Genomic DNA, 12,544 nt, shown 5'->3' with positions numbered 1-12,544 from the left:
CCTTGTCCTTCGCCACTTATCCAAGCCTGACTGATCGCGTCGTGCTGATCACCGGCGGCGCCTCCGGCATCGGCGCCGACATGGTGCGCGCCTTCGCCGCCAACCAGGCGCGCGTCGCCTTCCTCGACATCCAGGCCGAGACCGGCGAAAGGCTCGTCGAGGAGCTTGCCGAAAAGTCCCGGCACGTGCCGCTGTTCGTCGCCTGCGACGTGACCGACATCCCTGCCTTGCAGCAGGCGATCGAGAAGGTGCGGGCCGAGCTCGGGCAGGTCGCCGTGCTGGTCAACAACGCCGCCAATGACGATCGCCATGCGATCGCCGAGGTGACGCCGGACTATTGGGACCGCACGCAGGACGTGAATCTCAAGCACCAGTTCTTCGCCGCACAGGCCGTGCATCCGCAGATGAAGGCGCTGGGCTTCGGCTCGATCATCAACTTCTCCTCGACCTCGTGGCGGTTCGGCGCCGACCAGATGGCCGCCTATGCAACAGCCAAGGCGGGCATCGTCGGGCTGACGCGGGCGCTGGCGCGCGCCTTCGGTCCCGACAACATCCGCGTCAACGCCATCGAGCCGGGCGCCGTCATCACCGAGCGGCAGCGGGAGCTTTGGTTCAAGGACGAGGAGGCGGTCGACCAGGTGGTGCAGCGGCAGCTGCTCCACCGCGTGCTGCTGGGCGAGGAGATCGCCCGCACCGCGCTGTTCCTCGCCGCCGACGACAGCCGCATGATCACCAAGCAGTCCATTCTCGTCGATGCGGGGTTGCGGTGATGCTGCGCGTCGGCCTGAACCCCTACGGACTGACCTACCACCTCGGCCTGCAGGGCCGCGGCACGCCCCGCGCCAACCCGCAGGGGACTGGCCTGGAGGGCTTCCTCGTGCTCGGCATCGAACTCGGCGCAAAGGCGCTGGAGATCTACGAGCCCTGGCTGACGGAACTGTCCGACGACGATGTCGTCGGGCTGCGCGAGCGGCTTGCCTCCCTCGATATCATCCCGATCGTCAGCGGCGGGCTGCTGGTCGCCGGGCCGCTCGACAACGCGTTTCGGGCCGCGCGCCTGCTTCAGGCGAGGATCATCCGCACGGCGCTGACGCCGATCCTTTGTGGCGACCGCAATGCCGCCGGCGAAAAGTGGGGCGAGTACAACGCGAAAATCCGCTCGGCGCTGAAGGAATGGGGTCCGCGGGCTGCGGCCGAGGGGCACACGCTCGCCATCGAAAACCACCAAGATTTCGGCAGCGCCGAACTCGTCGCCTTCTGCGAGCTGGGCGGGCCGGGCGTCGGCCTAACCTTCGACACCGGCAACACCTTTCCGGTCGCCGAGGCGCCGCTCGACTTCACCCGCCGCATCGCGCCCTATGTCAGGCATGTCCACCTCAAGGACTATCGTGTCCAGTTCACCGTCGAGGGGTATAGGCTCGTCCGCTGCGCCATCGGCGACGGCGCCGTGCCGTTCCGCGAGATGAAGGCAATCCTGGCGGAGCACCACAAAGACCTGACCGCCGTGCTGGAGCCTGGCGCGCTGGAGGCGCGGCATGTGCGCCTGCTGACCGACGACTGGTGGAACGGCTATCCTGAAAAGAGCGCGCGCGAACTCGCCGCCTGCCTGGCCGCCGCGCAGACAAACCGGCTGCCCGAAGACGCCGATTTCCGCACCCCCTGGGAGCGCGGCGACGACGCGGCCCTTGTTTCCTACGAGCTCGACATGATCCGGCGCAGCGCCGCCAACATGCGCTCGCTCGGCCTCATGACTGTGGAGAATGCTGCATGACCACCCGCGAACTCAGCGGCCTGACCGCCTTCGTCACCGGCTCCGGACGCGGCCTCGGCCACGTCATGGCCGACCGCCTCGCCGAGCTCGGCGCCGACGTCGCCATCCATGACCTGGACTGGAATCAACCGTCCAAATACGGCGAGTTCGCCGATCTAGGAGAATCCGCAAAACACATCGGCCGGCACGGCACGCGCGTCACCGCCGTCACCGGCAATATCGGCGACAAGGCCGCCGTGGCCGAGATGAAGCGCAGAATAGAGGCCGAGCTGGGCGACGTGCACGTGCTGGTCAATTGCGCCGGTGGCGACATCGGCGCCAAGGGCGGCAAGCCCAGCCCCAACAACGCGCTCGACATCGATTATGAAGACATCAAGGTCCTGACGGAAAACAACCTGATCGGCACCATGCTGGTCTGCCAGGCTTTCGTGCCACCGATGGTCAAGCGCGGCTCTGGGTCGGTGATCAACATCGCTTCCGCCGCCGCCCATATCGGCTGCTCGCCGGAAGTGGTCTATTCGACGCTGAAGGCAGCGGTCGTGCACTACACCCGCTGCCTCGCCAAGGAGCTGATCGAGGAGGGCGTGCGCGTCAACGCCGTCAGCCCGGGGGCGACCAAGACGGCGCGCTTCCAGGCGACGCGCGTCGTCGACCCGAGCCGCATGGATTCGGAAAAGCGCTCGCTCAACCGCTATGCCGAGCCGGAGGAAGTGGCCGAGGCGGTGGCCTTCCTCGCCGGACCGCGTGCCCGCTTCATCAACGGCCAGGTGATCCGCGTCGACGGCGGCTTCACCATCTTTCCGGGCTGAGCGAGGCAGTCATGCGCGAGACGGCAATCAAACGCTTCGACCTCACCGGCCGGCTGGCGCTGGTCACCGGCTCCTCCAAGGGGATCGGCTTCGCCATCGCCCGCGGGCTGGCGGAAGCCGGCGCCGAGGTGGTGCTCAATGCGCGCACGGCAAGCGCGCTGGAGGAGGCCCGTGCAAAACTCGCCGCCGAAGGGTTCAAGGTTCATGCCCGCGCCTTCGACGTGACCGACGCTGCTGCGGTGGCTGCGGCGGTGGACGCCATCGAAAGCGACATCGGCCCGATCGAGATCCTGTTCAACAATGCCGGCATGCAGCACCGGGCGCCATTGGAGGATTTCCCGCTGGATGCCTGGGAGCGGCTGAAGGCCACCAACATCGACAGCGTCTTCTTCGTCGGCCAGGCGGTGGCGCGCAAGATGATCCCGCGCGGCCGCGGCAAGATCGTCAACATCGCTTCCGTGCAGAGCGAGCTGGCGCGCACCGGCATCGCGCCTTACACGGCGACCAAGGGCGCGGTGAAGATGCTGACCAAGGGCATGGCCACCGACTGGGCGCGCCACGGTCTGCAGGTCAACGCCATCGGCCCGGGCTATTTCAACACCGAGCTCAACGCCGCGCTGGTCGCCAATCCGGAGTTCTCCGCCTGGCTGGAGAAGCGCACGCCGGCCGGCCGTTGGGCCGAGGTAGAGGAACTGATCGGCGCGGCCGTCTTCCTCGCCTCCGACGCCGCCAGCTTCGTCAACGGGCACGTGCTCTATGTCGACGGAGGCATCACGGCCTCGCTCTGAGCCGAGTCTGCCTATTTTCCGAGACGCCCCACCCCTCGCAGCCTGCCATGGGCCCCGCCCTGGATCGCCATGTTCGCTCCCAGCAAATCCTTGCCGATCGAGCAGAGCACGGTGAAGGCCGGGTTGACCAGATTGCCGATGCGCAGCGTGCAGGCCTGGCTGACAAGCTGATGGGCATCCATCGTGTCGAGGCCGGTCAGTTCTGCGATCCAGCGCACCAGGCCGGTCGCGGCGACACGGATCGCGTCGTCCACTGGGCGGGCGACGCCGACCACGCCGATATGGCTGTCCGTTTCCAAGCGCGGCCAGTCGAAGCGGTCGTCGGCCGGTAGGCGATCGACCACGAGTGTCGTATCGAAAGCCCCTTCGATCGCGGTCCCGGCGATCTCGCCATCGCCCTGCGCATAATGACCATCGCCAATATAGAGGTGCCCACCCTCGACATTGGCGCGCAGGTAGAGCGTCGCTCCTGGCCCCAGGTCGGGAATATCGAGATTGCCGCCGAAATCGCCGGGATTGAGGCCGAGGCGGACCTCGCCATGCGCCGGCGCGACACCGACGGTGCCGTGGAACGGTCGGAACGGCACGGTGAGCGTCGCGCGGTTGCTCGCCGTCGTCGAGAGCGATCTACGCTCCGCGTCGAAGCGCCAGATCCAGACGCGCTCGTCCTGCTCGGGCTGCAAATTGGGCGCGGCGCGCGTGCCGGAGAGCAGACCGAAGTTCGGCGAGATGGTCGCCACGCCCCAGTCCCGGGCCGGCTTGAGTGAAACGAGATGCGCCGCCAGGATGTCGCCGGCACGCACGCCCTCGACGGCGATCGGCCCGGTCAAGGGGTTGACCTTCGGGAACGGCGCTATCTCGCGCGGCCTGCCTTCGATCGAAGTCAGCCTGCCTGAAAAGCAGTCTTCGGTGAAGACGGAAAACGGCTTGCCCGCGGGCACGGTCCTCCGCGCAGCGTGACCACCGAGGTGGAAAACAAAATCCTCCCCGCCGGTCATTGTCCGAACCAGGTCCGAGCGCCGAGTTTTTCGACGATGTCGACGAAGGCTTCGGTCGCGTCGCGATGGATGCTGTGGCCGACGCCGGGCATGACGACCACCGACCGCTCCCCGGCCTCGCGCCTGAGCCGCGCGATGTCCTCGGGCGGAACGAAGCGGCTCTGCTCGGGCAGCACCCAGACCGTCGGGAGCCGGGCGGCGATCTCGGCCGCGTGCGGGCGCAGATCCCAGGGCGCGTTGTCGGAGAAGGCGGCGCGCGCATCGTCGAAATCGATCTGCTCCAGCGACAGCAGCTTCCATGCCGCGTCCCGCCGTGACCAGCCGGGGTTGAGCTCGAGCAAGCCGTCGATACCGCGCGGCAGGTTCGCCTCGTCCCAGTCGAGCATGGCCTTCGGCGTGGCCTTGTCGGCGAAATGCGACACCGGGTCTTCGAGCAGCAGCGCCTTCGGCCGGAAATCGCCGGACAGCACGCCGAGTTGCGCCAGCGCGCCGCCGAAGGAATGGCCGATCAGCACGTCGGGGTCGGTCGGAACGTTCTCGACAAAATCGGCGAGCAGCCGGGTGAACGAAAAATCGCCGTCGGCGCGGCTGCTTTCGCCATGCCCGCGCATGTCGGGCGCGATGAACTGCCAGCCGCGGGCGGCCAGCAGCCGCGCCGGCTCGGTCATGGCGCCGGCATTGGCGGTGATACCGTGCAGGGCGACCACCGTTTTTGGCGCGTCGCGGTCGCCCCAGCGCATGAGGTTGAGCGTCGCCATCTCAGTCTCCCGCGGCCCAGCCGGCGATCTGCCGCCACAGCGGTGCATAACCTTCCCACTCGACGAAGGGCGGCGGGGCCCAGTGCGGCCCGCAGTCGGAGGCGAAGGCGACCGAGCGGCCTTTGCCGAAGCCGCCCGCGACGATCAGCGGGTCGTCGCCGGCCCTGGCCACCACGGTCGCGCCGGCCTTCGCCGTGAAGCGGTTGTAGCCGAGAAGGCGAGGCCATGCTGTATCCAGCCCGCGCACGATCGGATGGTTCTTGTCGGTCACTCCGGGCTTGACGCCCTCCGGCCGCTCGACCCGGTCGTCGCCGGCTTCGATCGTGACCGGCAGGGCTTCCTCCACGGCGGTGCCGTGATAGCGCGCCTTGGCGTCGATGCCCTGGAAGGTCAGGTAGCCGCCGATCATCACGAGGCCGCCGCCGTCCCGGACGTAATCGCGAATGGCGTCGAGGCGGTTCGGCAGCACCTTCGACTTCTTGAAGGTGTCGGGATGCAGCAGCAGCGTGTTTGCACCGATGTCGCTCAGCATGACGCAGTCATAAGCAGACAAACCCTGCGCATCGAACGGAAAGTCAGTCGCCGCGACATGCGCCGGCTGGTAGGTCACGTCCCAGCCGCCGGCGAGCAGCGCGGCGCGCAGCCACTCCACGCCCTCGGCATATTCGGTGGTGGTGAAGCTGTCGAAACCCTTCTGGTGAATGGAGTGAACCGTCCAGGATTCCCCGGCGATCAGTACGCGGCGCCTGTTTGCCATCGTTTCCTCTTCTGCTTTCGTCTTCAATTTGCAAGCCGCGCGATGGCGTCGACGAAGGCACGATGCACGCGCTCCTCGTCGAGACCGATGACCACGTCGGCATTTGGCGGCCGGCCGGCCCTGCCGGCGAAGTCGATGACCGTGCGGCCATAGGTGAATTTTCCGGCCAGCTCGACGTCGACGCGCGCCGGAACCAGGCGGGCGAGCGTGGGATCGGCCGCGACCAGCGGCGCGACCGGGTCATTGAGCGGCATATGGTCGGGGCCGAACAGCCCCGGCTGGAACGTCGAGACCAGCGAGCGCAGCAATTCGGCCGCAAACGAGCCTACCGGCCCTCCGATCGCCTCGGTCGAGGTTATTAGCGACGGCGTGATGCCGGCATTTGCCGCTCCGTCGACCGGAATGAGGGTGACGGGAATTCCCGCGCCGAACACAATTGCCGCCGCCTCCGGGTCGCACAGGATGTTCCATTCGGCGGCCGCCGTCTTGTTGCCGAGGCCCCAGGCGCCGCCGAGCGTGACGATCCGCTGGATCTGGTCCGACAGCTCCGGTTCGCGGCGCAGCGCCATTGCCAGATTGGTGAGCGGCCCGGTCGTCACGATCGTCGTCGCGCCCTTGCGTGCCGTTTCAGCGATCAGCTCCGCCGAATGGCGGCGGTCCAGCCCTACGGCCTCGAGGTCCGGACGGTTCGGATCGAGTGCCGATTCGAGGTCGAGCACGCCGGCGATCAGCCGCTCGCGCACCAGCGGCGCCTGCGCGCCGGCGGCAACCGGAATGCCGCGGCGGCCGGAGCGCGCCACGGTGATCGCAGCATTGCGCGCCGTCCGCTCCCAGGCCAGATGGCCGGCGCCGGTCGTCACCGCCCTGAGGTCGAGCCCGGCATGACCGGCCGCCACCAGGATGGCCAGCGCGTCGTCATTGCCCGGGTCGCAGTCGTGCAGGATGGGGCTGGTCATGGCTTGCTCTCCGCGATCCTGGCCGGCCGATTGCGCCGATGGACGCGCCAGCGCGCGAAGGTTAGGCCGACGATCGCCGCGACATAGGGCAGCATCAGCACGAACTGCGACGGAATGGCGAACACCTGCAGCCGGTCGCCGAGCGCGCCGAAGAAGCCGAACAGGAAGGAGGCAGCCGCCGTCATCCACGGCTGCCCGCCGCCGAACAGCGTCGCCGCCAGGCCGATGAAGCCGCGGCCGCTGGTCATGTCGGGCAGGAAGAAATGCAGCTTGTCCATGGCAAGCTGGGCCCCGGCTAGGCCGGACAGCAGGCCGCTGATACCAACGGCGAGCGCCTTCATCCAGGCAACGCGGATGCCGGCCGAGCGCGCCGCATGCTCGTCCTCGCCGGCGGCGCGCAGATTAGCGCCGGTCGGGGTGAGATAGAGGAACACCGCCGACAGCGGCACCGCGGCGAGCGCCAGAATGACGATGAAGCTCTGCCCTTCGAACGCCTTGCCCACGATCGGGATGAAGGAGAGCGATCCTTCCGGGACATGCCAGACATCGGGGAAGCTCGTCGGCCTGAGCCCGCCCGGGCTGTTGTAGAAACGCTCGAGCATGAACAGCGTGCCGCCGGCCGCCAGCAGGTTGATGCCGAGACCGGCGACGATGAAATCGGCGGAGAAGCGCAACGTCAGCAGCGCCAGGAGCTGCGACAGCAGGATCGCCGCCGCCACCGCCGCGAAGAATGCCAGCGCGGCGCTGCCGGTCATGCTGCCGACGGCGATCGCGGTGAACGCCGCGACCAGCATCATGCCTTCCACCGCGACGTTGAGGATGTTGGCACGCAGCGTGATCATGGCGGCGAGCGCGGCGAGCAGGATCGGCGTCGATTGTTCCAGAACCGAGGCGAGGAGCGAGGAGACGGTCATGGCTTCTTGCCCCTATCCCCGCCGGCCCGCGGTGAGCCGGGCTGTCATCAACAGCACCAGCAGGCCGGTCAGGAGGTTGACCAGCGAGCGCGGCACGTCGGTGGAGATCTGCATATAGGCGGCGCCGTTCAGCATCATGGCGTAGAATAGCGCGGTCGCCAGCGCGCCGATCGGATGGATGCGGGCGAGCAGCGCGCAGGTCAGGCCGACCAGCCCGTAGGCCGGCGAGAAATTCTGCTCGAAGCGGTGGCCGATACCGAGCACGTAGAGCGCGCCGGCGAGCCCGGCCAGGCCGCCGGCCACCAGCATGGCGCCGATGATGCGCCGGTCGGCGGGCACGCCGACGGCATAGGCGAAACGCAGATTGGTGCCGGCGGCGCGCACCTGCGCGCCCCATTCGGTGCGGAACAGCACGACCCAGGCGACGACGGCGAGCACCACGGCCACCAGAAAGCCGCTGGTGGCGCCGGGCACGCCCGGCATCGGCGGCAGCCAGATCGCCTGCGGAACCACCCTGCTGACGGCGCCATAGGCCGCCGTGTCGCGGATGACCTGGTTGGCGAGATAGGAGGTGAAGAGCAGCACGATGGTGTTCAGCATCAGCGTCGTCACCACCTCGTCGACGGCGAGCCGCACTTTCAGCACCGCTGGTATCCAGCCGAGGATGGCACCCGCAATGATGCCCGTGGCAACGGCGAGCGGCAGCAGGAGGACTGCCGGCAGGTCGGCAAGGAACACGCCGACCACCGTCGCGGCGATCGCCCCGGCATAGAGCTGCCCCTCGCCGCCGACGTTGAAGATGCCGGCGCGGAAGGCGAAGATGACGCCGAGCGCGATCAGCGTCAGCGGCGTGGCACGGTTGAGGAACAGCGCGAAATTGCCGAGCGAATCGAAATTGGCGAAGAGCAGGTCGCGATAGGCCTGCACGGGGTCGTCGGTGATCGAGGCAACGAGCAGGAAACCGAGCGCCATTGTGATGGCGATCGCCACGAGCGGCGCGCCGAGGGCGCGGAACAGGGAGAGCGTCGCCTCGCGCATCAGGCCGCCCTCTCCTCACCGCCGTTCATCAGATAGCCGACCGTCGCCTCGTCCGCCTCGGCGCGCTCGAGGACGCGCATCAGTCGGCCGGAATACATCACGCCGATCCGGTCGGAGAGAGCGAAGATCTCCGACAGCTCGGATGAGATCAGCAGCACGGCGCGGCCGCGATCGGCTGCGGCCAGAATGCGCTCGTAGACGAATTCGGAAGCGCCGATGTCGAGCCCGCGCGTCGGCTGGCAGATGACGAGCAGCGCCGGATCGCGTTGCAACTCGCGCGCGATCACCACCTTCTGCATGTTGCCGCCCGACAGCCAGCCGACCGGCGTCGACGGTTGCGCCCCGCGCACGTCGAACTCCCTGATCTTCTCCGCGGCAAAGGCATCGAGCCGGGCGCGGCTGACGAAGCCGTGGCGCAAAATGCCGGCGCGCGAATAGTTGGTGGCCGCGATGTTTTCCGCCACGCTCATCGTGACGCTGAGGCCGCGATCGAGCCTGTCCTCCGGTACGAAGCCGAGCCCCGACGCCTGGCGCTCGGCGGCCGACGCCCTGGTCACGTCCCGGCCCGCAAGCCGGATCGACCCCGCCTGGATGTCCATCAGCCCGGCGATCGCCTCGGAAAGCTCGGTCTGGCCGTTGCCGTCCACTCCGGCGATGCCCAGCACCTCCCCTGCCCTGACGTCGAGGGAGACATGGTCGAGCAGCAGCCGGCCGTGGGGATTGGCCATGCTGACGCGGTCGAGCCGCAGCACCGGCGCGCCGAAGCTGCGGGCTGCGCCGCCGCCCTTGCGGCCGACCAGGAAGACGTCGCGGCCGACCATGTCGCGGGCGATGTCGGCCTCGCTGACGTCCGCGGTCCGATGCGTCGAGATGCTTTCGCCGTGGCGGATGACGGTGACGCGGTCCGACACCGATTTCACCTCGCGCAGCTTGTGGGTGATGAAGAGGATCGTCCGCCCGCGCGCCCGCAGGCCGTCGATCACCTCAAGCAGCTCGTCGACCTCGGGCGGCGTCAGCACGGCCGTCGGCTCGTCGAGGATGAGCAGCTCGGCATCGAAGGCGAGCGCCTTCAGGATCTCGACGCGCTGGCGCTGGCCGACCGAAAGCTGTGCGACCCGCGCGTTCGCATCGAGGCCGAAATTGTAACGCCGTATCAGCTCCTGAGCGCGGGACACCATCTCGCGCCGGTCCGAGAAGATGCCGAAGCGCCGCGGCTGGCGGCCGAGAAACAGGTTCTCCGCCACCGTCATGGACGGCACCAGCGTGAAATGCTGGTGCACCATGCCGATGCCGAGCGCGCTCGCGGCGATCGGATCGGGAATCCGCACGGCCCGGCCGTCGAGCACGATCTCGCCGGCGCTCGGCGCGTGGATGCCCACCAGTATGTTCATCAGCGTCGACTTGCCGGCACCGTTCTCGCCGCAGATGACGTGCACCTCGCCGCGGCGCACGTCGAGGTCGACGCGCTTGAGCGCGGCCTTGTCGCCGAACGACTTGGCGATGCCCTTGAGGCTGAGGATGATATCGGTTCCGGTCATCGTGCCCGTTGCGCGAAAAATATGGGCGGCGGTGCGAAGCGCCGCCGCCCAGGTCCTGGGAGGACTATTTGAATGCGGTCTCGACCTTGAGTTCGCCGCTGACGACCTTGGCCTTCGCCGCGTCGACCAGCGCCTTCACCTCGGCCGGCACCAGCGCGTCGTTGTAGACGAGCCCGACGCCCTCATTGGCGAGGCCGTAGACCTTCAGCGTGCCGAACTCCGCTTTGCCCGCCTGGATCTGCTGGATGGAGTCGTGGATCGAATTGCCGATCTGCTTCAGCATCGAAGCCAGCACGTTGTCGGGATGCAGGCCGTTCTGATCGGAATCGACGCCGATGGCGTATTTTTTGGAGTCGGCCGCGCCCTTGAGGATGCCGAGGCCGGCGGGGCCGGCGACGTTGTAGACGACGTTGGCGCCGTTGGCGATCGCCGTCCTGGTGAGGTCGTAGGCCTTCTGCGCGTCGTTGAAGTTGCCGATGAAGATGACCTGCACGTCGATGTCCGGCGAAACCGTCGCCGCACCTTGCTTGAAGCCGACGATGAAGTCCTGGATCACCGGCAGGTCCATGCCTGCGATCACCGCGATCTTCGGCTCGCCGGAAGACAGCGGGAAAGTCTTGGCGTCGGTCGCCGCGGCCGCGGCCAGTACGCCGGCGAGATAGGAGCCCTCGTTCTGCGCGTACTTCACCGACAGGACGTTGGGCTCCTTGAGCTCGTCGTCGAAGAAGACGTATTTCTGCTCGGGGTGCTGCGGCGCGACGGCGGCCAGATTGTCGTGCATGTTCGGCCCGGTGAAGACGACGCTCCACTTGCCGGAATTCGACACCGCTTCGAGGTTCTGCCGCCACAGCTGCGGATCGGTGGGCGATGCCTGCAGCAGGCGGACGCGCACCCCTTCCTTCTCGGCACGGGCAAAGCCGGTCGCGGCATTGTCGTTGAAGCCCATGTCGCCGAGATTGTCGCTCATCACGTAGACGGCGCTGAACTCGTCGGCCGATGCCGGTCCCGTCAGCAGGGCAAGGCTCATCAACGCGGCGGAAGCCGCGCGTCGTATCGATGCTGGTACTTTCATGACTGATACTCCCATTGTTGAAATCGGATGGAGGTTCCCTTTCAGCGCCTTGGGGCCGCGACCGACTGGCGTTCGACGAGCGTGACCGGCAGTCTGGTCAGGGCCGCGGGCGTCTTCTTCTCGAACAGGTCCAGCAACGCCCGCAGCCCGGCCCTGCCGAGTTCGGCGGCGGGCTGCCGGACGGTTGTCAGTCCGGGAGCCAGCAGGTCGGCGAACGGCATGTCGTCGAAGCCGACGAGCGAGATGTCTTCGGGAACCCGAAGGCCCCGCTCCTTGATCGCCTGCATGACGCCGATGGCGATGAAGTCGCTGCCGGCAAATACCGCAGTCGGCACCTGCCCCGAGTCCAGGATCGCCCGCATCGCCTCAAGGCCGAAGTCGCGCGAGTAGGCGCCGTGACGGGTCGGCGGCGGCGCCACTTCCGCTTCCGCCAGCGCGTCGAGATAGCCGGCGCGCCGCTCCATCGCGCTGAACAGGTCCGACGGTCCGCCGATATGGACGATATGACGATGGCCGGCCTTGAGCAGATGGCTGGTGGCCAGGTAGGCGCCCTGCCGGTTCTCGACGAACACCTTCGGCACGTTGACGCCTGGAATGTCCTCGTCGATCAGCACGACATGACCTTGCCGGTTGACCGCAGCCGCCAGCGTGCCGTCGTCCGGCTGGTTGGTCATCATGATCAGGCCGTCGACGTGGCGGTCCCTGAGGCGCCGGAGGCTGGCGATCTCGCGCTCGCGGCGGCCACCGGTGCTGGTCATCAAAACGGCATAGCCATGCTTCTCCGCCTCGTCCTCGACGGCCGCGGCCAGCTCCGCGAAGAAGGGATTGGCGATCTCGGGAGTCACCAGCCCGATCGCCTCCGAGCGCCCCAGGCTTAGCCGCTTGGCGAGCGCATTGGGGCGGTAGTCGAGCTCGGCGATGGCCGCGTCGATGCGGCCGGCGGTTTCCGCCGGCAGTTCGAGACGATTGTTGAGGTAGCGCGACACCGTCGTCGCCGAGACCTTCGCAGCCGCTGCCACATCCTGGATCGTGCTCATCTGCTCCCCTTGCTGCCCCGGACACTAGTCAGCACAACCGGTTTAGTAAAGCGGTTTCGTGCGTATTTCCAAGCTGACGACGGCGCGTTTTCATCGCACTCATGGCAG

General features: G+C 67.7%; 13 protein-coding genes. 4 read left to right on the top strand and 9 right to left on the bottom strand.

All coding sequences use genetic code 11. The annotated features are described in order from the left end of the window. Positions 1 to 2: 2 nt before the first annotated feature. From C7I84_RS03340 to C7I84_RS03325, 4 genes are read left to right on the top strand one after another with little or no spacing between them, the layout of a single operon-like run. Positions 3 to 770, top strand: a complete 768-nt coding sequence (locus C7I84_RS03340; RefSeq protein ID WP_106770745.1) for an SDR family NAD(P)-dependent oxidoreductase — start codon at positions 3 to 5, stop codon at positions 768 to 770. Continuing rightward, positions 770 to 1,771 carry a sugar phosphate isomerase/epimerase family protein gene (locus C7I84_RS03335; protein ID WP_106770744.1) on the top strand — a complete coding sequence of 334 codons (1,002 nt, stop codon included), beginning with the start codon at positions 770 to 772 and terminating at the stop codon, positions 1,769 to 1,771. Before C7I84_RS03340 ends, C7I84_RS03335 begins: the two co-directional genes overlap by 1 nt. Next, positions 1,768 to 2,580, top strand: coding sequence for an SDR family NAD(P)-dependent oxidoreductase (locus C7I84_RS03330; protein WP_106770743.1), 813 nt, complete (start codon positions 1,768 to 1,770; stop codon positions 2,578 to 2,580). The genes C7I84_RS03335 and C7I84_RS03330 overlap by 4 nt, the downstream gene beginning before the upstream one ends. An 11-nt stretch (positions 2,581 to 2,591) precedes the next feature. Beyond that, the gene (locus C7I84_RS03325) at positions 2,592 to 3,368 is read left to right on the top strand and encodes an SDR family oxidoreductase (protein ID WP_106770742.1); all 777 of its coding nucleotides are present in this window, start codon (positions 2,592 to 2,594) and stop codon (positions 3,366 to 3,368) included. A gap of 11 nt (positions 3,369 to 3,379) precedes the next feature. On the opposite strand, the gene C7I84_RS03320 is transcribed toward C7I84_RS03325, so the two are convergent. From C7I84_RS03320 to C7I84_RS03280, 9 genes are all read right to left on the bottom strand, one after another. Further along, the gene (locus C7I84_RS03320; protein WP_165815971.1) at positions 3,380 to 4,309 is read right to left on the bottom strand and encodes an acetamidase/formamidase family protein; all 930 of its coding nucleotides are present in this window, start codon (positions 4,307 to 4,309) and stop codon (positions 3,380 to 3,382) included. Between the two features lie 53 nt (positions 4,310 to 4,362). Then, entirely contained in the window at positions 4,363 to 5,124 is a 762-nt protein-coding gene (locus tag C7I84_RS03315; protein ID WP_165815970.1) for an alpha/beta fold hydrolase, read from the bottom strand. A 1-nt stretch (position 5,125) separates the two neighbouring features. Continuing rightward, positions 5,126 to 5,881 carry a glutamine amidotransferase gene (locus tag C7I84_RS03310; RefSeq protein ID WP_106770739.1) on the bottom strand — a complete coding sequence of 252 codons (756 nt, stop codon included), beginning with the start codon at positions 5,879 to 5,881 and terminating at the stop codon, positions 5,126 to 5,128. Positions 5,882 to 5,904: 23 nt separating this feature from the next. Beyond that, the gene (locus C7I84_RS03305) at positions 5,905 to 6,837 is read right to left on the bottom strand and encodes a nucleoside hydrolase (RefSeq protein WP_106770738.1); all 933 of its coding nucleotides are present in this window, start codon (positions 6,835 to 6,837) and stop codon (positions 5,905 to 5,907) included. Continuing rightward, a complete protein-coding gene (locus tag C7I84_RS03300; RefSeq protein WP_106770737.1) occupies positions 6,834 to 7,751 on the bottom strand; it encodes an ABC transporter permease in 918 nt (305 codons plus the stop codon). The genes C7I84_RS03305 and C7I84_RS03300 overlap by 4 nt, the downstream gene beginning before the upstream one ends. Positions 7,752 to 7,763: 12 nt before the next feature. Next, positions 7,764 to 8,789 carry an ABC transporter permease gene (locus C7I84_RS03295; RefSeq protein WP_106770736.1) on the bottom strand — a complete coding sequence of 342 codons (1,026 nt, stop codon included), beginning with the start codon at positions 8,787 to 8,789 and terminating at the stop codon, positions 7,764 to 7,766. Then, positions 8,789 to 10,327: an ABC transporter ATP-binding protein gene (locus C7I84_RS03290; protein WP_106770735.1), complete on the bottom strand. Its 1,539-nt coding sequence runs from the start codon at positions 10,325 to 10,327 to the stop codon at positions 8,789 to 8,791. Before C7I84_RS03290 ends, C7I84_RS03295 begins: the two co-directional genes overlap by 1 nt. A 64-nt stretch (positions 10,328 to 10,391) precedes the next feature. Further along, the gene (locus C7I84_RS03285; RefSeq protein WP_165815969.1) at positions 10,392 to 11,399 is read right to left on the bottom strand and encodes a BMP family lipoprotein; all 1,008 of its coding nucleotides are present in this window, start codon (positions 11,397 to 11,399) and stop codon (positions 10,392 to 10,394) included. Positions 11,400 to 11,440: 41 nt separating this feature from the next. Further along, the gene (locus tag C7I84_RS03280; protein ID WP_106770733.1) at positions 11,441 to 12,436 is read right to left on the bottom strand and encodes a LacI family DNA-binding transcriptional regulator; all 996 of its coding nucleotides are present in this window, start codon (positions 12,434 to 12,436) and stop codon (positions 11,441 to 11,443) included. Positions 12,437 to 12,544: the final 108 nt, after the last annotated feature.

Source organism: Kumtagia ephedrae (assembly GCF_003012745.1).
Lineage (GTDB): Bacteria > Pseudomonadota > Alphaproteobacteria > Rhizobiales > Rhizobiaceae > Kumtagia > Kumtagia ephedrae.
This window is presented reverse-complemented; position numbering and strand designations above follow the sequence as displayed.